The sequence below is a fragment of the Chamaesiphon polymorphus CCALA 037 genome (assembly GCF_003003845.1).
Classification (GTDB): Bacteria; Cyanobacteriota; Cyanobacteriia; order Cyanobacteriales; family Chamaesiphonaceae; genus Chamaesiphon; species Chamaesiphon polymorphus.
Window position 1 is genome coordinate 1 of the sequence record NZ_PVWO01000045.1, and the last position, 20460, is coordinate 20460.

Consider the following 20460-nt stretch of genomic DNA (forward strand, 5'->3'; position numbering starts at 1 on the left):
ACTCCCTCCCCTTTATAAGGGGAGGGCTGGGGTGGGGTAACGGGACTACAATCGTTACCAATATATTTGTGTATACGCGGCAGCTTTTCAAGAGTGATTTAGCGGATGCAATCGCGCTGAGGTCTCCTCATCGTGCGTTGCACCAAGCAGGGGGATTCTCTAGGGACTGAGCAGCAAACTATATTTTCCAAACCTCACACACAACTCACTATTAGGAGCATCCGCCATGAAATCTCAACTTCCCCCCAACTCAAATTCTTCGTCCCAGTCTGAAGAATCGGCACTGCGACGACTAGAGCAGAGCGCAGAGCCAACAGCAGCACCCCAAACTGCCTTCAAATCCAAAAAACTATTCTACGGTTCGCTGTTTCTAGGTGCGATCGCTCTAGCTCTACTCTCTCCGCATTTCTCAGGTTGGTACGCCTACCTCACCGAACTGGTGGGTCACATTCAAAACCCTTACCACCAATGGTTAGAGCAGCAGAATACCAGCGATCCATTCGTACTCATCCCACTCGCGTTTGTCGGCGGATTAATTGCAAGTATTTCCCCCTGCATTTTGTCACTCCTGCCCGTCAACCTGAGCTACATCGGCACGTTGAAAATTACCTCTCGGTGGGCTGCTTTTAACAAAGCTGGATTGTTTGTGCTGGGAGTGGTCACGGTGTTCAGTTTATTCGGGCTGTTTGCTTCATTTGCCGCAGCGGTGTTAGTCGATTATCGTGGCTATTTTAATGTCGTTGTCGGTGCGGTGATTCTATTAATGGGGTTGAGCTTTGCTGGCGTAATTCACCTGCCTTTGCCCCAGCCAAAAGCGTCGGTGTCGGCAGCGGGGCCTTATGGTGTGGGACTCACCTTTGCATTGGTGAGTTCTCCCTGCTCCAGTCCGGTGCTATTTGCCGTCATTGCCGCTGCTGCTGCCAGTGGCTCTCAACTTCTGAGTGTGATAACGCTAATGAGTTATGGATTGGGATACACTGCTGTCATCTTTTTTGCTAGCTTGTATGCCGGATTAATTAAGCAAAGCCGCACACTGTTGGGGCAATCTGACTGGGTGATTCGGGCGGGTAGTGCGGCTCTAATTCTGGCGGGTGGCTTCTATCTCATCAATGGGATTCGCTGGTTTTTGTAGCTCCGTCAGCATTCGGTTCTGCTACGCTAAAAACAAGGATTTGAAAGATGTCCCAACGCATGAAGGCGATCGCAAATATATGCCAGAGTCAACTTTTTTAGGTCGATCGAAGAGAGTCAAGCTGAATGCGTGGCGGCAATGGCAAAAAGCGTTGATGGGCGTAAGATCGCGCCTGCTGATCTGGTACTTCCTGCTGACGCTGTGCATTACCCTCAGTTCGGTATGGGCAACCTTCAAGATCTTTTGTGCCTCAGAAGAACAGCACGCCAGCGTGCGATTGCAGCGAGACATCAATGCCTTGCAACAACAGATCGATCGCACTAATCCAAACGCGCTCACCACTGCGGCTTTAGTCGAAACGATCGATAAATTTACCAGCAGCCAAGTACCAGACCCTTATGAGTCGCTCGTCCTGGTAACGAACGGGCAGGTGCATTCCAGTCAGAACGCCAAACTGCCGAGCGTCCTCCAGGATAACCCCGATCTGATGCGGCAATGGGCGCAGCCCCACTCGAACCGATCGTTTGTCCGCGAAAACTATATCATTCGGGTGGTGGAGCCGCTGCCAACGAACGGAGAAAACGCGATCGTGATGGGGTTATACGATGCGACGTTACGTTACCAGATGGGCAACAAAACTCTGGATCTAGTCATCGAAGTAACCCTGGCCATGATGGGATTATTTATGGCGATCGCGTGGCTCACAGCGGGGCGCATTCTCTCACCCCTGCGGCAGTTGACCGATACCGCCAAGCTGATTAGCGAAACCGATCTGTCTCAACGCATGAATGTTCGAGGCACCGATGAAATTGCCGAACTAACGCTTACCTTCAACCAGATGCTCGATCGCCTTCAGGCGGCGTTTACCAGTCAGCAAGACTTCATCAAAGATGTCAGTCACGAATTGCGAACGCCGATTACGATTATTCAAGGACACCTAGAACTCTTGGGCGACGACCCCGAAGACCGCGCGGCGACTGTGGCGTTGGTGCGCGACGAGCTAAAGCGGATGAATCGCTTCGTTACCGATCTATTATTGCTAATGAGAAGCGAACGCCCCAATTTTTTGCGGTTGAGTGCAGTCGAGCTGGAACCGTTTACGCAAGAATTGTTTGCCAAGGCAAGGGGAATGGCTGCACGGGACTGGCAGCTAGAAGCGATCGGATCGGGCGAAATCGTCGGCGATCGCCAGCGATTGACGCAGATCGTGATGAACCTAGCCCAAAACGCTACCCAATATACCCACAGGGGAGAGACGATCGCCATCGGCTCGGCAATTGTGACTTCTGGCATAAATTGGCCGAAACGGCCAACTTATGCTTGACAAATACAAGTACCTATCCAGAAAAATCTCAATAGCAGTAGCTCACCCCCAATAATGTTAGCCAACTGGATCTCGCTGTGGATTGCGCTGTCTGACACGCCTTGCAATACTGTTCGGTTAGACAGTTAGACAGCGATCGAGTGCTGGCGATCGAATGTTGCTGACCACCGCTCATTGGCGGCGAGAACAGCGCGAAGCTTGCGCGCCGTCTTCGACGGTCGAGTGTTGTAGGCTTACCAGCCCAGCCCTTTCAATGCGAACAAAATAACTAGCTTGTGATGGCGTAAACCCGTTACTAAATCACTCGATATTAGTGGTTGAGTGCCCCTCCTCGATCGATTTACGAGCGATTTATCGATCGAGGAGGGGCACGCCATAATTGCATCAACCTCAAACCCGCACAATATGGCGATTGCCTCCCAAAAATCAACCATAACTTGGCTGAGAATTCTTGAAAAAGGCCGTTTTCATCGAGGCTAACACACAATTCTCAAAAAGAACTCAAAGCCTTTTTATGCTTGATTTTTAGAACTCAATGCCAAGTTATGATTGAAAACTCGATCGGAGCGATAGCCTAAAACGACGTATTTTCGTTATTGCGAAGCCAACTTATGGTTTACGACTGATTAAAGTCAGTGAAGAGGTCGCCCCCTCCACTGCTCTCCAAAACGGAACGTGATGGTTTTCCATCATTCCGCTCCTCAGTAAAACGGTTATTGTCATTAAAACGTCATTACCAACATATCGTCTTGCCAGAACCAAGATTCTGTTTTAACTGGTGGCTTAGGCTCAACACTATTGCAGTTAGATTTTGTGCCAGAACTGCCATCATGGACAGTTTTTATATCGTGACAATGCCGATGAAGTAGTTGCCAATTATCATATTTATCCTTTCCACCAATAGATTTTGGGATGATGTGGTCAACTTCTAGCAAATCTCCATCTTTGAAGTAGTTATTACAGTGGGGACACTTTCCTTTTTGGTTTTTAAGCAGCGTAGCTACTCGATTAGACACTTCTGGATGATTCCCCATTCTTGTACTCCAGTAAACCCAATTTCCATCATAAGGTGAAGATGTGCCTTTGACTTTTACATAACGTCGAATTTTCACCGAGTTATGTTGTATTAGCTTTAGAATATTATTTCCTTGACTGGATGCAAAGACCCAATTGGCATTATTAATACTTCTAAAGTATTTATGGCAGATCCATTTTCTTCCTTTAGTTCTATGACGGTGGATTCCCCATTTAAGAAGTTTGTAGAACAATAATGAGTAGATTTTACTAAACACTTTTGTACTACTCACAGTAGAGAAGTAGTTGCACCATCCTTTGATAATCGGGTTGAGTGCTTTGATTAGAGCGGATTGGCTTAAACCTTTTCGCTTATTAATCTCATCTACTAGTTTTCTATAGTGTCTTTTTTGACTTGCTCGGCTGGGTCTGATAATGGTCGAAAATCCTAATAAATTGCCATTAGTAGTCTTACCCGATCTGTATTTTCCAGCAGGAAATTGACGAATATTGAAACCTAGGAAATTGAATCCAGGCGATCTGTCATTTAGTGCATTCAGGCTATGGACTATTTTTGTTTTACTAGTCTTTAGTTCCAATCCCAGGTCATGCAACCACTCTTCTACAGCTTTTTTACACATGCTTATTACCTCTAAATTCTCGTGAAGAATTACAAAGTCGTCTGCATATCTGATACATGAAATTGATTTTTCTTTATGCCTAATCGGTAATTGATAACCATTAGAACGTTTCAAATCGAATTTTGGGGCTAAACCCGTAATCAATTCCTCTAGACCATGTAAGGCAATATTCGCTAAAAGTGGGCTTAAAACACCACCCTGCGGGGTACCTTCAATTGTCGGGAACAGCTTCTTTCCATCCATAACACCAGCTTTCAACCAAGCTCGGATTTGTCTCCGTAGGGTCGGGAAGGTATTTAGTTTTAATAGAAGTTTTGTGTGGTTAATGCGGTCGAAGCATTTACTAATATCAGCGTCTAAGACAAATTTTGATTTGCTTTTAATACTGTTAAATATTGCCCCAATTGCATCATGACCCGAACGTCCTGGACGAAAGCCATAACTGTTTGGCTCAAAGCGAGCCTCCCATTCTGGTTCTAAAACCAGTTTGACTAATGCTTGCAAGGCGCGGTCTTCCATTGTCGGTATTCCTAAAGGTCTTTCCTCCCTGGTTCCAGGTTTGGGTATCCAAACTCGACGGGTTGGTTTTGCTTTAGTACCCAGTTTAATTTTATTTACCAAGATGAGACGTTGCTTTGGGGTTAGTGATTTAATACCATCCACTCCTGCGGTCTTCCGACCTTGATTCTCCTGGGTGACTCGACGAACCGCTAATAGCCTTGCTGTCCAAGAACTTATCAATAATTTCTGGAGTCTGCGAACTAACTTGACATCGCCACGATTAGACGCTTGGAAAATCCGCTTTTGTAACTTGAAAACGCTACGCTCTAGCTTACGCCAGTTAGTTTCGTTCCATCTATACATCGGACTAATTGCCGTGTTCATAGCTTATTTATTACTACTTGTAGCTTTTCCTGCCGTGATACCGTGTGTACGTCTGCATATCCAATCCATTACAGATTGGCGTTAGCTTCTTACACAATCTCTATCATTAGATACCTACTGAAAGTAGAGGTTACGTCTTAACTGACTTCTCAAAGTATTCGACCTCTCTGAGAGTAATCTAATGAGTTATTTCGTTCCAAATAACCATTGTTTTGTGACCTTAGAATGACATCTCTTCACCGAGTAGATAGGTGACGTTCGGTATAAATATGACGACATTTATACCACCTTTACTACTAATGCCCTTTTGGGACTCCCAGCGCATATAGCCTGATTTCGCTGGTTCCATATGACGATGATTTGAGCGATGTCTTAGCAATTGTTATTCATAGTCACTTACTTACGGACTACCAAATTAGGCTATCAGTAGTTTTCCGCTTTTATTCCCGCTTTATCGATTGATGGTTAGTCGCTACGGTAGGGAATATGTTTTCACTCTAACGTCTAGAGGATAGGACTTGTGATTTCTAGGATAATCTCACTCACCTATAAGGTTATTTAGTTGTCATCTTTAGGGGATTAAAGTGCGAACTCGACTCATAAATGAGTTACCCTAAAGAAGCTAATCGTCCCCCGATTATTCGGTTTAGATTAAACGAATCGCACCGCCAAATTATGCCAGAAGTCACAGCAATCGACAATGGTAACGTCAGATTCTGGGTGCGCGATACGGGCGAAGGCATTGCCCTAGAAGACCAGGAACGCATCTTCAATCGGTTTGCCAGAGGCTCGAACAACGAACGGCGATCGGATGGGTCTGGATTAGGATTATCGATCGTCCAAGCACTCGTCAAAGCGCATCACGGTCGGTTGGAGTTGTTCAGTCGGTTAGGCGAGGGCGCGAACTTCACTGCGATCTTCCCCAGTCACAGACCCGAAGATGGTCGATCGCTGGCACCCGATCGCCTCAAGCTGCCATCTGCCTTACACTCGGAGAGAATGCCATGAATCGACTGTTGATTGCCGAAGACGAAGCCCGCATTGCCGCTTTTTTAGAGAAAGGATTTCGCGCGCAGGGATTTACTACCACTGTGGCGAAGAACGGGCACGAGGCGATCGCGATGGCGCGGAGCGATGATTTCGATCTGCTGATTCTGGATCTGGGGCTACCAGGGAAGGACGGCTGGCAGGTGCTATCAGAAATACGCGGACGGGGAGAGCGGCTACGAATTATCGTGCTGACGGCACAAGATGAGGTAGAAGATACGGTAAATGCGCTGGAAAATGGAGCCAATGATTATGTCACTAAGCCCTTTGAACTGAGCGAATTATTGGCACGAGTGCGGGTACCAAACGTGGTCGATGCTTACATCAAACTGCTCCGCAAGAAATTGGGGAGTGACTCGATCGAGACCGTCAGAGGCATTGGCTATCGGTTCCGGGCTTAGCTTAGGTCATTTGCAAGGATCGATCGCAACGGTCTAACTTCACAATAGCTTGTTTCATTCGCGAGTCGTCGTTATGAATAAGCCAAGGCTCGCGAGCATCTCGTTGTCAGATTTCGCGATCGATACTCGATCGACATTGGTAAACCATTAAAGTGAAAAATTACTTACCGTTTTCCAGTAAAACATGTGCCGAAAAACCCCCGCGAGATCTGACTAAATCTCTGAAAAATGCAATCGGCCCACACTTTTTAAGTTCGGCAACAGCTATTTTCTGTATCAACAAATACATTTTAAGACTTTAATTGCACGCTTATTTAACTACAAATTTGTATCATTATAAAATCCATTTTATCCTGGTATCAATCTCTAAAAAATGGGAAAGATATAGAGGAGCAAGTATGAAGATATGGATGTAAAGTTGTGAGAATCAGTCAGCAGCTAAGAAGCGCAGCAATTGGAATTTTAGTAGTCGGTAGTAGTAGCTTAGTATCTGTATACCTGAATTCTCAAGGTAATGATAGTAAAGTTGTAAACTACGCGGGGATTGTCAGGGGTGGTACGCAGCGGTTAATTAAGTTAGAACTCGCACAACGACCAAACGATCTATTAATTGAAAAACAAGATAAATTGGTCAATGGTTTGATTAATGGCGATCGAGTGCTAGGATTACCAGCAGCCACCGATCCAGAATTTAAGACCCAGATCGAAACAGTAGCTACTGCTTGGCAAGATCTCAAACAAAAGATTGTGACATTCAGACAAGATAGTAAAACAAAAGCCGATCTCCTAGATGCCAGCGAAAAGTACTTTGATTTAGCCGATCGGGCTGTATTTGCTGCTGAAAAATATTCTACTGAAAAAGCCGAAAGACTACGCGTAATTCAAATTGCTATTTTTGCCGCTAGTTTGCTGCTATTGATTAAGATCTGGACGACTGTTACTCAAATCACTAATACCTTCAAAAAATCGACTAGTGATATTACTCAATCTTCCGAGCAAATTGCCTTAGTAGTAATCAAACAAGAAAAAGGTATGGCTCTTCATTACTTAGTATGCTGATTTCCGCCCAGATTGATAGCTAACAAGGGATTGAGCCTAAAATCTATTATTGTTAGATTTTTCAGCCATTTTTGGCTTAGCAGTAAGGATTTCGGGTCAAAAAGCTGAGATTAGCATACCAGGTGATGAAGAGCCAAAGGTATTAACCAACAAGCACTTTCTGTCGGCAAAACAACTCAACTCATGAGTGGATTGAAAGAACTCGTACAGGAATCAAGCAACACGAGTGAAATATCGGGCGAACGAGTCAAAAAAATTATCGAATTAATTAACAAATCAAATCAAGCTGCTCGAAAAAATTCTATTGGTGCCTCTAATTTGCAAGAGAAAATTCAGACCATTAATACTCACATAGAAATGCTTGAAAAACAAGTATCGAAAATTGCTAAAATTGCGACATCCGCAGAACAATCGGTACTAGCGAATGGAATGGTAACTCAAAAATCTAGCCTGACAAGTACTAGCAACAATCGTACTAACAAGACAGAATCGATCGGTACATTGCTCGATAATCTGCAATCCTCGATCGCTGTAATGAAGATGGTGACTAATGACAGTATGAATTTATTAAATATTGAATTTAATCCGTCTCAAGAAAAGATTATTGCCGATCTCGATCGAGTCCTAGCAACGCTAGATTATCTATCACTCAGTAACCAACAAACTTTTACTATCTCAAATCAATGTATGAGTGCAGTAAAACAGGTAATGATGTTGATGGAAGGATTGAATGTTGGCGCACAGGATACGGCGAGTAGCATTTCGCAAATCGCACTCAGTGCTAGACAATTAGGAGAAAACACAGCAGTATTACAAACCAAGATTTAGGAACTCTGTTTGTGCTAGTCCAGAATATCTCTAGCGATCGGCGCACTCTAGAACCCTTTGGACTTGACGAACCATATTACCAAGTGACGGTAACAGATTTTAGCACCGCTGCTTGGCTGGTTTATCCTTTGCGGACAGATGTGCCGATCGAGGTTCGCCGATTTTTTAAGTTCCTCGAAATTTAATCATTGTTATAAACGCAGAGAAATATATTCTCTAAAACTATAATTACTAAATCGTGTAGCCGTCAAAAATCCTAGCCTAAGTATAGTCATGGCAGCATCTACACCATCGGTATAGTAGAGTGCCAAACCCTCGGCATAAAAACTTGTTTCATCTCGATCCACTAATTTCTCCGAGTTATATTGTTGAAGTGCTCTGGCTCGATCGATATCGGCACTCGATTCAGGATATCTACCCATTTCATAATAGATCGCACCTCGATAATAGAGGGCACTAATAGAGCTAGGATCGAGAGCGATTGCCATTGCAAAACTAACGATCGCTAGCTGCTTAAATCCGGTACGTTCGTAGATAACGCCACGTAAATAATGTGCCGTAAAGCAACTTTTGTTAATAGTTTCGATTGATTCACAATCCTGGATGGCTTGGCGATAGTTACCTTGACGAAAATAGATCCAACTACGCTGAATATAAGCTTTGATATAGCTTGGATCGATCGCAATAATCAGCTCGTAATCTACTAATGCCAGATCTAGATTGCCTGATTCAGTGTAAGTAATTCCGCGTCGAAAGTAAGCATCGACTAGCAAGGGATTTAAATTAATCGCTCGCTCGCAGTCGGCAATCGCCCGGAGAAAATCGCCTTGCAAACGATAAATCTCAGCTCGATCGTTATATACCGATGCCCGCGATGGTTGTGATTGAATGACTAGCTCGTAGTCCGACAGCGCAGCAGAAAAATTGCCCAACTGCTGATGAATGCGTCCGCGAGCATGATGAAATACGGCGTCTTGAGGCTTTAATTCCAGAGCCTTATCGAAATCGGCTAGTGCGTTGGTGTATTCTTTGAGGCGATCGTAGCAAATTCCGCGATCGTAGTAACTCTGAGGATCTTGCGGATCCAATTCGATGCGGAGATCGCAGCGAGCGAGGGCAAGTCGATAGTTGTTTGTTTTGACTGCGGCAATTTCCTGTAATCTTTGTGGCGAGAGATCCTGAGGCGAACGGTTTAAAGGTTGGCGAGCGTTAGTTACAACTTGCAGATCGTCAACATTAGTTCGATTCCCCAGAGGGGACGCTTTTGCGGAGGCAAAGGCTTCGCCAACGCGAACGAGATCGGACTCAATTGCTAGAGCAATTTCTTCTAAAGTGGCTGCGCGATCGTGGGGACGATCGCTGGTATTGGCAAATATATTTGGATCGATCGCTAATTGTGGATTGAGAGCGAATGAAGATCGATCTTCGATCGATTCAGCCCGCACATATTCTTTGGTTTCTAACATGTTGATTCCATCTTCGTAATCTGTACTTGTTAAATTATTAGCCTCATCTCCACCTGGTTTGTGTAGCGAGTGGGGATCGCCATTGGGGAAATTTGGAGTTGGTGAATGAGCTGAAATTGACATAAATCGTGGCACCCAAATAGCAATCGCGCTCACCAGTCAGTGTTGGCACCACCCGATCGAATTACCAATCTAGCTTGGTTGGCATACTTAGAGCGAGTAACAACTGTAACGCCACTCAGTCTAAATATGCGGATTAATTAGCAGAAGAGATCTAATCGGAAAATTTCGATCCAGGAGGTGACAGAGTGATGTGTTATTACATAAGAATTACACTCCATTTCGGAGATCGCCAGGTAAAATCGGTAAGTTAGGCGTAATTTAGCTGTATATTAGTCAATGTCGCCAGAATAGCGGTATATCCAAGTTCTATAAACTCGAATTTTAGTTAAGTTCTGATTAAGTTATGGCGATCGAGTCCACAACAGCTTAGAATCTGGCACCAAAACAAGCTGTGGCTCCCCTCGGTCGAGCGATCGGCTTACCAACTTAAAATCAAATTACGCAATCAGTTTGTATGGCCGAGCGCAAAAATAATCGCAGGCGGGGCGCAACGCTGACAGCAGCGGGGAATCGAAAACTACAATCAGCTAGAATAGCAGCAGAATTAGCAGCCAATGGTGGAGATCGCTATACCCAAGAAGAATTATCTAGACTGACTGGACTTTCAATCAAGACGATCTCTAAAATCTTCGATCGCTCATCGGAGCTGGACACCGAAAGTGCTACTCCAGTAGACAAACAAACGCTAGATATCTGTTTTACCGCTTTTAATCTGGTTTTGGAACGTCACGATTATTTCTATCCCGAATCGATTGTCCTTCCCTTTGGGACGCTCCGCGTTGGCGAAGCCTCGCCTCTGGCGATACAGACAGGCTCCGCCAACGATCCCAGCGATCTAGAACAGCCCGATCTTCGCGACGATCGAGCAACATTAGACTTACAAACGCGGCATTCTCCACTACATAGCGACTGGGGTGAAGCTCCAGATGTTTCCGTCTTTTATGGACGAGTAGCCGAATTAACCAAACTCGCAACCTGGGTAAATACAGATCGCTGCAAGCTAGTCATCCTCTTGGGCATGGGTGGGATCGGTAAAACTGCCTTAGCAACCAAACTGGCGCAACACCTCCAACCGCACTTTGCCACGATCGTCTGGCGATCGCTGCGGCACGCACCACCGCTCCAGACATTGCTTCCAGAAATAATTCAAGTCTTATCTCGTCAAGCCCAGATCGTCGCCCCCACGGTGGCGATCTCTACTCAAATCTCATATCTGTTGGACTATCTGCGCCAGGAACGGTGTTTGTTGGTGCTAGATAATGCCGAAGCCATTATCCAAAGCCAGAGTAGCACCGAGAGTCACCATCCAGAATATCTTGGCTATGCCGAATTATTCCAGCGGATTGGATCGTCGCCACATCAGAGTTGTCTGGTGGTAACTAGTCGGGAAAAGCCAGCCGCCATCGTCTCTTTAGAAGGCGAGAAATTGCCCGTGCGATCGGTAAATATTGCTGGACTCAACGTTCGCGAAAGTGAAGATTTATTCGATGCTAAAGGGCTATCGGCATCCAGTCCTAATCTTCAGCGGCTCCAGCAAATCTATAGTGGTAATCCGCTAGCTTTAAATATTGTAGCGACCGCCATTCACGATCTGTTCGATGGGGAAATCGACAAATTTTTGGATGCCGAAACCCCGATCTTTAGCGACATTAGGCAATTACTAGACCAGCAATTCGACAGGCTCTCACCCACCGAACAAATGGTGATGTACTGTCTGGCGATCGAGCGCAACTGGTTATCCCTAGACAATTTACACGATCGGCTGTTGCCTGCCACCACCAAACCGCGCCTCCTCGGTGCCTTAGAATCCTTGGGACGGCGATCGCTGATCGAACGCAGTCGGGGCAAATTTACCCAGCAGGCTGTGGTAATGGAATACACCACCGCACGGACGATCGATCGGATGGTCGGTGAATTAACCAACTGGGAGATCCAGATCGACAGGCTCCCAGCTTTACCACTCTGGCTGAGTTATCCACTCCTAGCCGCAGATTCGCCCAAATATATTCACGCCATCCAAACCCGCCTGATTTTAGAGCCGATCGCCAGTCAATTACAATTGCAATTCGGTCGGAAATTATTAGTTCAACACCTTCAATCGATCCTCACCAGCCTGCAAACCGACTATTGCGGCACGCTCCATTATGGCGGTGGGAATTTAATCAATTTGTACCGACACCTAGAAATCGATCTGACTGGCTACAACTTCGCCAATTTACCGATCTTGCAAGTCAGTTTTCAAGGAGCGATCCTCCATAATGTCAATTTTAACGGTGCCAACTTATCCAAATCGATCTTTACCGATAACTTCGGTCGGGTGTTTGCCACCGCTTTTAGTCCCGACTCGCAACTGGTTGCAATCGGCGAATATAACGGTGATGTATACATCTGGCAAGTTGCTACCAAACGACTTCAATTCAAGTTCCACGGTTATTCTAGTTGGATTTGGTCGCTCGCGTTTAGCCCAGACGGTCGGATCGTAGCAAGTGCCAGTCAAGATGGGACGATCCGACTGTGGGAGATCGCCACAGGACAAGTCAGCCACGTTTTACAAGTCGATAATTACCGAGTATTGTCCTTATCTTTTTCTCCGTACATGGTAGATCTGGCATCGGGCGCAGCTTACATGCTGGCAACAGCACATGGTGATGGCGCGCTCAGATGGTGGAATGTCGCCACAGGCGAACTAATTAGGACTCGATCGCATCATCCCCAACAACAAGTGTATTCCGTGAGATTTAGTCCCGACGGGAAATCACTCGCGACGGGTTGTGGCGATGGTACTGTCAAAATTTGGGATGGGTCAACTGGCGAATGTCTGCACACCTTCACCGAGCATACTAAGCGCGTTTGGTCGGTTAGATTCAGCCCCGACGGTCGATTGCTAGCGACTTGTAGTGGCGATGGCACGATTCGGATTTGGGATGTTGCTACCTGGACAATCTCGCAGATTCTCACTGGCTATCGCGATTGGTTTTTTGCGATCGAATTTAGTCCCGTCAGCGGATCGTCTCCAGCGGAGAATAGTCAATTGCTGGCGGTGGGTAATGTCGGGAATGTCGTGAAAATTTTGAATTTGAGTACCGATCGACATGTTGCCACTCTAGCGGCGCATACTGATTGGGTCTCGATCTTGAATTTTAGTCCCGATGGCAAGTTATTAATTACCGCCAGTGGAGATCGTAATGCCTGCTTGTGGGATACCACCACCTGGCAAGAATTATATCGTTGGCAAGGATTTTCAAACTGGATCGAGTCAGTTGCTTTTCATCCAGATGGGACGAAATTGATCGCTGGCTCGCAAGATGGGATCGTCAGAGAGTGGGATCTTCAGGCTCAACAACCGATCCAGACGTTTACCGGACATCAACTGGGTGTCTGGTCGGTAGATTATAGCCCTGATGGGCGATCGATTGTCAGTGGGAGTAGCGATAGTACGGTGAAATTGTGGAATGCCGAGCATGGCGGCTTAGTGAAGACCTTTTCAGTCGGGCAAGGAGATGTCTGTCGGGTCAAATTTAGCCCCGATGGACGGCTAATCGCGGGAGTCGCGGAAAATACTGGCGTGTGTATCTGGCTGGTTACTGGCGAATTACTCACGACTTTGAGAGGGGGTAATAATATGGTGCGATCGATCGCTTTTAGTTCCGATAGTCAACTACTCGCATCGGCTTGTTTCGAGGCTTATTGGCGATTGTGGGATGTGCAGACTGGCCAGATGTTGGGCTGTTATTCCGGTCACACTAATTGGATCTGGGATGTCTCCTTCAGTCCTGATGGGCGATCTCTGGCGACATGTAGTGCCGATCTGACCGTTAAGTTTTGGGATGTGGCAACGGGGAGCCTCTTACAAACTTTGGGGGAACACGCGTTAGAAGTTCAATCTATTAAGTTTAGTCCGAATGGGCAATATTTAGCGACAGGTAGTGCCGACAGCATGGTTAAGATTTGGGAAATCGAGACGGGGCAAGTAGTCCAGACATTGGCGGGACATCTCGATCGAGTCTTATGTGTCAGTTATAGTCCCGATGGTAAGCTGTTAGCCAGCAGCAGTAGCGATGAAACTATTAAACTCTGGGATCTAGCCACAGGCGAGTGCATCAATACTTACAAACCTTTGCCACCATACGCGGGGATGGATATTACTGGTGCTACCGGATTATCCGCCGCCACGATCGATTCTTTGACAACTCTCGGCGCGATCGCGAGCAGAGTCAATCCATCCGAGCGGCGATCAGTACCATAAAATGTTGCCAATTGTGGAGGTTTCTATCTGCGGCTGGAGTCGATCGCCAAAAAGCTAAGATCGTTATTGTTACACGAATTACTGTTATCCTGTTGAAGCTATTTTATGAGCAAAAAAACGAATGCTTTGCAACTCATCGGATTTACTTCGATCGGCATTGCTGTTGCCGTACTCTGTTACATTCAATATCGGATTGACGATTCTAAAATAGTGAAGGCGATCTCAGTTTCAACTGAAATAGAAAAAGAGAGCGGATTCAAAAATACTAAATTTAAGTACATTCACCGCGATGGAAAACTAGATTCTAAATCTGTGTTGGAAAAGTTCGATCGCCCCCTGTCCGAGATCGCAGCTAAAAATGGTTGTATCAAAATGGAACTAACTTTTTCAGACTGGTATCCGTGGGATAAATATCGTGGTTTAGTTAATTTTCAAGAAATAGCATGTCCATTCTAGGAGTTCACGTTAATTCGATCGATGGTTCGATCGAATATTGGCGCAAGCAGTTGTATTTGAAAGGACACCGATCGATGAATATCGACTTTTTAGGTTCAGAAGCTGTGTGCTTTGACTACAATTTATGCAAATTCTGCCAGTTCTAACCACCGCTCCGTTGTAGTGTCGATCGATTTATTCACTGTTTCTAAATCGGCTGTGAGTTTCTGAAGCTGACTGTATCCAGCATTCGGTGAATGAGCTAATTCTTGTTCTAACTTGGCTTTATCTGCTTCGAGCTTGGCAATTTGGTCTTCGAGCTTGGTGAATTCTCGTTGTTCCCAAGTGGATAAACGACGCTTTTTAGCTTCGCTTTTAGATACTTCTATCGGGGTAACGACTGGAGCTATTTTTTCATTAGCTCGATCGTTCTTGGCTGCTAATTTATCAGCGGTAGCTTCGGCTTGTTTATAATCGAGATAGACGGAATAATTGCCAGGATATTCGCGGACGTTGCCTTTATCTTCTAGTGCAAATATTTTCTCGACAGTACGATCGAGGAAGTAGCGATCGTGCGAAACTACTATTACACAACCGTTAAATTCGGATAGATATTCTTCTAATACGCCCAAAGTCTGCACGTCAAGATCGTTTGTCGGCTCGTCGAGGATTAAGACATTCGGCATACTCATCAGGACGCGCAATAAGAATAGCCGCCGCTTTTCACCACCAGAAAGTTTATTAATCGGCGTGTATTGTTGGTTGGGAGTAAATAGAAACCGCTCCAACATTTGTGATGCTGTAATCTGAGTGCCATCGGCGGTTTTGACATATTCACCGACTTCTTTGATATAGTCGATCGCGCGCAGTTGTTCGGTACCTGCTTCTTGTAAATCTTCAGAATGTTGATCGAAGTAGCCGATGTGAATTGTAGTGCCGATATCGACTGTACCTTTGTCCGGTGCCAATCGTCCCGTACAAATGTCCATTAGTGTCGATTTACCCGCCCCATTTTCACCGATAATACCGATCCGATCTTCTGGCGAAAATTCATAAGTAAAATCAGAAATTAACTGACGATCGCCATAACTTTTCGATACGCTGACTACTTCGATTACTTTCTTGCCAATTCTGCGCGTCGGTGTAGAAATTTCGACTTTACCCGCTGTCTGTTTAAATTCTTTTTCTTTGAGTTCTTCCGCGCGTCCGATTCGAGCTTTTTGCTTGGTACTACGAGCTTTTGCTCCCCGTTGCAACCAGGCTAATTCTCGTCTGAGCAATCCGGCATGTTTGCGCTGAGTGCCAATGGCTGATTCTTCAGCAAGTGCTTTTTTCTCAAGATAATAACTATAGTTACCACTATAAGTAAAAATATCACCTCGATCGATCTCGATAATTCGGTTAGTTACCTTGTCTAAAAAGTAGCGATCGTGCGTGATTAATAATATCGCTCCGCGATAGCGACTCAGATAATCCTGCAACCATTCTACCGAGAGTGCATCTAAATGGTTTGTCGGCTCGTCCATCAACAGTGCATCTGGTTCGGATAATAATGCCGCCGCCAAAGCAATCCGTTTGCGATATCCACCCGAAAGATCGCCAACTTTTGCTTCAAAATCATGGATGCCTAATTTAGTCAAAATAATCTTAGATTTGGTTTCTAAATCCCACGCATTAACGGCATCCATCCGTTGCATTATCGTAGATAATTTACCCAATAACTCATTAGAATCATGATTTTCAGGACGAGCTAGTTTTTCGGATATTTCCTCATAGTCACGGACTAATTGCATCTGCTCGCCACTATCGGCAAATACCTGTTCTAATACCGTGCGATCGGGATCCATTTCTGGCTGCTGCGGCAAATAAATTGTCGTCACTCCCGGATTGAGTAAAATCTGCCCGCCATCGATCGGTTCTAATCCGGCAATCATCTTGAGTAAGGTTGATTTTCCCGATCCATTCATCCCGATTAAACCAACTTTGTCCGTAGCATCTAGGCTAAACGATCCATCTTTGAGAATCTCTTTGATTCCAAAGTCTTTTTTAACTGATTGCAACGTAAAAATAGTCATGAGCAAGTTGGGAGTGAGCAGTATTAGTTATTGTATGTCGAATCGTGGCTTTCGGGTTTTCCAGTCAGGCTGGCGGCTCGATCGCATCAACTCAAAAACGATCGACTGACTGGACGAATATTTAATCGATCGAGTATGACTTAGCAGTTGCTGTAATGACTGGGATGAAAGCTCCGATCGATCGCCATAACTACATTCTCGATCGTTCTTTATCTCATTACATCCACCCCGTTTACTGTGGGTATCGATGCTCTCAAAATTAATCACTTATTTGTGACAATTGCTGTAGGAACTCACCGTGCTCTGCTGCTGCCAAACCTGACTGCAATACTGCCAAAACCCGCACCATATTTCCCGCGAGTAAATCCTCTACCGCCAGCCATAAACCTGGAAATACGCGACTGCGAATCGTCCCATCGGCATCTACAGGTAAAGAGATATATTCCCCTTCTTGCCAGCAAAACCAATCGATTTTACGATCGAATACTTGCCAGACAATATATTCGGGGATGCCATTGCGACGGTAGGCGCGTTTCTTGTCTCCCAGATCGATTGCCGCACTACTAGCAGCGATTTCTACTACCAATTCTGGTACCCCTTCGATGTAATCATCCTCACTTACGCGCGATCGACCGCCGCATCGTTCTTCAATTAACAATACTGCATCGGGCTGCGGTTCGTTGTCTGAGTCTAGCCGTACCGTCGGCGCATCCCCCAGAGCCACACCTGGAGTCGCAATTTTGTAAGTCCACAACCAACCCATAATATTACTATGAGGTTCGCCGTGACTTCTAAAGCGCAGTGCCGCAGCCATGTAGACAACTCCTTCAATTAATTCAGCCCTCTTATTCTGGGGCATCGTAGCATAACGACGCTCGAATTCGTAACGAGTGAGCCTGTCGCCATTTTCTAATGGTGGGATAAGCTGAGGCTGGGATGGTGTTTTAACCATGGCGGGTGCTGGGTTAGGAGTGAGTGTTTATCTCGATTATAGGAGCGGCTACTGGCAGATCTGTAACTGGGCTAAATCCTCGATCGTGACATCCGACATGGCGATCGGTTGCCTGAATCGACCCCAGGAGATGCCAATACAGCCTGCTGCACCGCCTTTTTTAGCCATAGACATATCCCAGGTACTATCCCCAACCATCAGGGTTTGTGCGGGATTTACGCCGAGTTCCTGACAGGCAAATTGAAACAAGCGCGGATCGGGTTTGGCAAACTGAAGATCGGAACCCAGAAGCACCTGGAAATGCGACTGTAACCGATGATAATTGGCAAATTTGACGACTTGGCTAGTGGTGGCGGCGGAGACGATGCCGAGTTTGAGTCCCGCACCTGCAAGAGTGGAAATCGATTCAGCACAACCGGGGAACATGGCTGCTGGCGTGGATTCCATCACACGATCGACTTCATTAAATGCACCTTTAACGATTTCTAAAGCCGCACTCCAACCTCTCCCCGTTTCGGCAATATAAGCTGCTGCGGCAATTTCATTCTCATATTGACTGCCTACCGCTTGCAATCCCGCCGGATCTAAACCGCGATCTGTAACGCCAAATGCCATCAGTAGCGGTTCGCCGACGCCGGGAACCTGAGCATCGATCAGGCGCGCGCGTTTTTGAGCGAGATTGCGCAGATAGTCGCCTGAGTCTTCGAGGGTGCCGTCTTTATCAAAAATTATGGCTTGAATATCTGTAAATTTGTGGTTGAGACATTCGATCGACAGCATAGGAGATGTGGGAAGTGAATCTAGAGCGATTCAACAATTATCCTGCATCCATCCCTGTCTGGGGCGACTAAATGATAAATAATATTGCGATCGAGCCAGTATGGAGATGGCGACAGTGCAAGATCGAAAACATAACAAAAATTTTAACGACCGTTCGACGACAAGAGGCTTACCAGTTAGATCGCTCGATTGTCGAGGTGTTAAACCCCATCTCACCACCAGCTAATTTAAGAATTAGATAGGATCCTAAAACTATGATTCAAAATATTTTAATTGCCGTCGCTGGCTTGGGTAAATGCGAACAAATGCTCAAGCTGCTGATGGAAATTCCCGCGATCCGAGGGGCAAATGTCACCATTTTACATGTGGTAGCTCCACAAGTAACCGCCGAACTCATGGCCGAAAAACTTACTGCTGGGGGTAAAATCTTAGCCGATGCGATCGAGTATCTCAAGCTCGATCCGGCTAAAGTCAATGTCAGATTAAAACAAGGCGATCCTAAAGATACCGTCTGTCAAATCGCTGATGAGGAAAACTCTGACTTAATTATTATGGGTTCGCGCGGACTCAATCGGTTAGAATCGATTCTCTCTAATTCTGTCAGTCAATATGTGTTTCAGCTCACCTCGCGTCCGATGCTATTGGTAAAAGATGATGTCGATATCAAACGCATCAATCGGATTATGGTGGGCTACAATAACTCCCCCGATGCTCAAGCATCGCTCAAATTAGCTCTGTCTATCTTAAGAGATGTTAAAGGTAGTCAACTAATCCTCATCCAAGTTAAATCGGATAAAAAAGCTGCCGACGCCATAACTAATCCCGAAACAGATCCCATTCTCGCGCCTGCAATTAGTGAAGCCAAACGCCAAGGCGTCGCCTATAAATGTATCGTGACTGCTGGCGATCCTGGTAAAGAAATCTGCAAGTTTGCTGAAGATCTCAATGTCGATCTAATTACGATCGGTTCGCCAGAACGTCGTCCCTCGATCGCTAAAAATTTACCAGATCTAGATCGGTTACTAGGTGGTTCGCTTTCTGACTATGTGCGCGTCAAAGCTCCTTGTCCGGTATTGTTGAATCGATCGACTGCGAGTTAGGCTTTAGGCTTTAGGCTTTAGGCTTTAGGCTTTAGGTTTTAGGTTTTAGGCTTTAGGCTTTAGGCTTTAGATGTTAGGCTTTAGGCTTTAGGATTAGATTGCTGGCGAGCAATCTAATCCTGTAACTCTTAACCCGACAAATTTCACTCGATGGTTTAGGAGTCAGGGATTAATTTAATTATCAATTATCAATTATCAATTATCAATTATCAATTATCAATTATCAATTATCAATGCCTTAACTATCAGACAAAATAACTGATGACGATCGTCCCGATACTCCACAAACAGATACCAAAATTTAAGTAATATCCCCAAGCTCTTTTAGACTTAGAAATCTTCAAGCTATTTTGAATCAGCCACCACTCGATCGCAAATAAGGGCATAGATCCTGCTGTTATCGCCAAAAAGCGAAGTATACTAGCATCGTAATATCCACCAGCATCGATAATAATTAGCTTGACAAAAGCTGCAATATAGGCGCAAAGGTGAATTCCAAGCTGTCCTAATGAAACCGATCTAAATAGTTTACCAGCCGCCAATTTTCGGATGAGATCTTCATTCATGTACTAATATAATTTTCGATCGAAGTGCTGTCTAATTTCAGGGAGAAGTCAGCAAATTAAATTTATCATATGTGCGAATCTGATGGCTTCGGCTTAATTATTACTGACGTGGGGGAATCTCGTGCAAAAGTTTTTTACATAGTCAGACAGCTTACAGCTAAATCTCCAAAAGATGTTAAGGCAATTCTAGATAATCCTGATGAGGTGATAATTGCATCGGGAAATAAAAGGAAAATTGGGGGTATTGCTAGCGACCTAGAAAAAGTTGGGGCGAAGATTAGAATTATCTGAGCCGATGACGATCGATAACAGATCCCCGACTTCTTAGACTCGACTTTAGCCATTAGAGGAGAAAGCGATCGAGAAAGGGGAGGAAAATGGAGTAG

17 protein-coding genes are annotated in these 20460 nt (G+C 45.4%); 11 read left to right on the top strand and 6 right to left on the bottom strand.

Annotated elements, in window-relative coordinates; all coding sequences use genetic code 11:
• Positions 1-283: 283 nt before the first annotated feature.
• The gene (locus C7B77_RS05690; RefSeq protein WP_425430814.1) at positions 284-1132 is read left to right on the top strand and encodes a cytochrome c biogenesis protein CcdA; all 849 of its coding nucleotides are present in this window, start codon (positions 284-286) and stop codon (positions 1130-1132) included.
• A gap of 40 nt (positions 1133-1172) precedes the next feature.
• Positions 1173-2456 carry a histidine kinase dimerization/phospho-acceptor domain-containing protein gene (locus C7B77_RS05695; RefSeq protein ID WP_219892002.1) on the top strand — a complete coding sequence of 428 codons (1284 nt, stop codon included), beginning with the start codon at positions 1173-1175 and terminating at the stop codon, positions 2454-2456.
• 722 nt (positions 2457-3178) lie between these two features.
• Here C7B77_RS05695 and ltrA read toward each other — a convergent pair.
• Positions 3179-4996 carry a group II intron reverse transcriptase/maturase gene (gene ltrA / locus C7B77_RS05700; RefSeq protein ID WP_106301293.1) on the bottom strand — a complete coding sequence of 606 codons (1818 nt, stop codon included), beginning with the start codon at positions 4994-4996 and terminating at the stop codon, positions 3179-3181.
• A gap of 603 nt (positions 4997-5599) precedes the next feature.
• On the opposite strand from ltrA, the gene C7B77_RS05705 reads away from it, so the two are divergent.
• The 5 genes from C7B77_RS05705 (at position 5600) to C7B77_RS29665 (ending at position 8516) form a co-directional block, all read left to right on the top strand.
• Positions 5600-6004, top strand: coding sequence for an ATP-binding protein (locus C7B77_RS05705; RefSeq protein ID WP_106301296.1), 405 nt, complete (start codon positions 5600-5602; stop codon positions 6002-6004).
• Positions 6001-6444: a response regulator transcription factor gene (locus C7B77_RS05710; RefSeq protein ID WP_106301300.1), complete on the top strand. Its 444-nt coding sequence runs from the start codon at positions 6001-6003 to the stop codon at positions 6442-6444. The genes C7B77_RS05705 and C7B77_RS05710 overlap by 4 nt, the downstream gene beginning before the upstream one ends.
• Before the next feature lie 420 nt (positions 6445-6864).
• Positions 6865-7503 (top strand): type IV pili methyl-accepting chemotaxis transducer N-terminal domain-containing protein, encoded by a 639-nt coding sequence (locus C7B77_RS05715; protein ID WP_106301303.1) that lies wholly within the window; start codon positions 6865-6867, stop codon positions 7501-7503.
• Between the two features lie 183 nt (positions 7504-7686).
• Positions 7687-8331, top strand: coding sequence for a hypothetical protein (locus tag C7B77_RS05720; protein WP_106301306.1), 645 nt, complete (start codon positions 7687-7689; stop codon positions 8329-8331).
• 11 nt (positions 8332-8342) lie between these two features.
• Complete coding sequence (locus C7B77_RS29665; protein WP_181243722.1) at positions 8343-8516, top strand: hypothetical protein; 174 nt, start codon at positions 8343-8345, stop codon at positions 8514-8516.
• Between the two features lie 6 nt (positions 8517-8522).
• Here the strand turns inward: C7B77_RS29665 and C7B77_RS05725 are convergent, their stop codons facing one another.
• The gene (locus tag C7B77_RS05725) at positions 8523-9920 is read right to left on the bottom strand and encodes a tetratricopeptide repeat protein (RefSeq protein WP_146138202.1); all 1398 of its coding nucleotides are present in this window, start codon (positions 9918-9920) and stop codon (positions 8523-8525) included.
• 454 nt (positions 9921-10374) lie between these two features.
• On the opposite strand from C7B77_RS05725, the gene C7B77_RS05730 reads away from it, so the two are divergent.
• Together C7B77_RS05730 and C7B77_RS05735 are read left to right on the top strand one after the other, a co-directional pair.
• Complete coding sequence (locus C7B77_RS05730; protein WP_106301312.1) at positions 10375-14166, top strand: WD40 domain-containing protein; 3792 nt, start codon at positions 10375-10377, stop codon at positions 14164-14166.
• A 105-nt stretch (positions 14167-14271) separates the two neighbouring features.
• Positions 14272-14622, top strand: a complete 351-nt coding sequence (locus C7B77_RS05735; protein WP_106301315.1) for a hypothetical protein — start codon at positions 14272-14274, stop codon at positions 14620-14622.
• Positions 14623-14744: 122 nt separating this feature from the next.
• Here the strand turns inward: C7B77_RS05735 and C7B77_RS05740 are convergent, their stop codons facing one another.
• From C7B77_RS05740 to C7B77_RS05750, 3 genes are all read right to left on the bottom strand, one after another.
• Positions 14745-16676, bottom strand: coding sequence for an ABC-F family ATP-binding cassette domain-containing protein (locus tag C7B77_RS05740; RefSeq protein ID WP_106301318.1), 1932 nt, complete (start codon positions 16674-16676; stop codon positions 14745-14747).
• A 259-nt stretch (positions 16677-16935) separates the two neighbouring features.
• The gene (locus C7B77_RS05745) at positions 16936-17628 is read right to left on the bottom strand and encodes a Uma2 family endonuclease (protein ID WP_106301321.1); all 693 of its coding nucleotides are present in this window, start codon (positions 17626-17628) and stop codon (positions 16936-16938) included.
• 48 nt (positions 17629-17676) lie between these two features.
• Complete coding sequence (locus tag C7B77_RS05750; protein ID WP_106301324.1) at positions 17677-18408, bottom strand: HAD family hydrolase; 732 nt, start codon at positions 18406-18408, stop codon at positions 17677-17679.
• A gap of 254 nt (positions 18409-18662) precedes the next feature.
• Between C7B77_RS05750 and C7B77_RS05755 the strand changes: the two genes are divergently transcribed.
• Positions 18663-19508, top strand: a complete 846-nt coding sequence (locus tag C7B77_RS05755; protein WP_106301327.1) for a universal stress protein — start codon at positions 18663-18665, stop codon at positions 19506-19508.
• A gap of 245 nt (positions 19509-19753) precedes the next feature.
• Here the strand turns inward: C7B77_RS05755 and C7B77_RS05760 are convergent, their stop codons facing one another.
• Positions 19754-20074: a hypothetical protein gene (locus C7B77_RS05760; RefSeq protein WP_106301330.1), complete on the bottom strand. Its 321-nt coding sequence runs from the start codon at positions 20072-20074 to the stop codon at positions 19754-19756.
• A 69-nt stretch (positions 20075-20143) separates the two neighbouring features.
• Between C7B77_RS05760 and C7B77_RS05765 the strand changes: the two genes are divergently transcribed.
• Complete coding sequence (locus tag C7B77_RS05765) at positions 20144-20365, top strand: ribosomal protein L7/L12 (RefSeq protein ID WP_106301333.1); 222 nt, start codon at positions 20144-20146, stop codon at positions 20363-20365.
• The last annotated feature ends 95 nt before the right edge of the window (positions 20366-20460 follow it).

What these genes read in the sequence shown, in the direction of transcription:
- C7B77_RS05705 (WP_106301296.1), top strand. Translation starts at nt 5,600, where the DNA reads ATGAGTTACCCTAAAGAAGCTAATCGTCCCCCGATTATTCGGTTTAGA.
- C7B77_RS05720 (WP_106301306.1), top strand. Translation starts at nt 7,687, where the DNA reads ATGAGTGGATTGAAAGAACTCGTACAGGAATCAAGCAACACGAGTGAA.
- C7B77_RS05740 (WP_106301318.1), bottom strand. Translation starts at nt 16,676, where the DNA reads ATGACTATTTTTACGTTGCAATCAGTTAAAAAAGACTTTGGAATCAAA.
- C7B77_RS05710 (WP_106301300.1), top strand. Translation starts at nt 6,001, where the DNA reads ATGAATCGACTGTTGATTGCCGAAGACGAAGCCCGCATTGCCGCTTTT.
- C7B77_RS05765 (WP_106301333.1), top strand. Translation starts at nt 20,144, where the DNA reads ATGTGCGAATCTGATGGCTTCGGCTTAATTATTACTGACGTGGGGGAA.
- C7B77_RS05755 (WP_106301327.1), top strand. Translation starts at nt 18,663, where the DNA reads ATGATTCAAAATATTTTAATTGCCGTCGCTGGCTTGGGTAAATGCGAA.
- C7B77_RS05735 (WP_106301315.1), top strand. Translation starts at nt 14,272, where the DNA reads ATGAGCAAAAAAACGAATGCTTTGCAACTCATCGGATTTACTTCGATC.
- ltrA (WP_106301293.1), bottom strand. Translation starts at nt 4,996, where the DNA reads ATGAACACGGCAATTAGTCCGATGTATAGATGGAACGAAACTAACTGG.
- C7B77_RS05725 (WP_146138202.1), bottom strand. Translation starts at nt 9,920, where the DNA reads ATGTCAATTTCAGCTCATTCACCAACTCCAAATTTCCCCAATGGCGAT.
- C7B77_RS05750 (WP_106301324.1), bottom strand. Translation starts at nt 18,408, where the DNA reads ATGCTGTCGATCGAATGTCTCAACCACAAATTTACAGATATTCAAGCC.
- C7B77_RS05745 (WP_106301321.1), bottom strand. Translation starts at nt 17,628, where the DNA reads ATGGTTAAAACACCATCCCAGCCTCAGCTTATCCCACCATTAGAAAAT.
- C7B77_RS05730 (WP_106301312.1), top strand. Translation starts at nt 10,375, where the DNA reads ATGGCCGAGCGCAAAAATAATCGCAGGCGGGGCGCAACGCTGACAGCA.
- C7B77_RS05760 (WP_106301330.1), bottom strand. Translation starts at nt 20,074, where the DNA reads ATGAATGAAGATCTCATCCGAAAATTGGCGGCTGGTAAACTATTTAGA.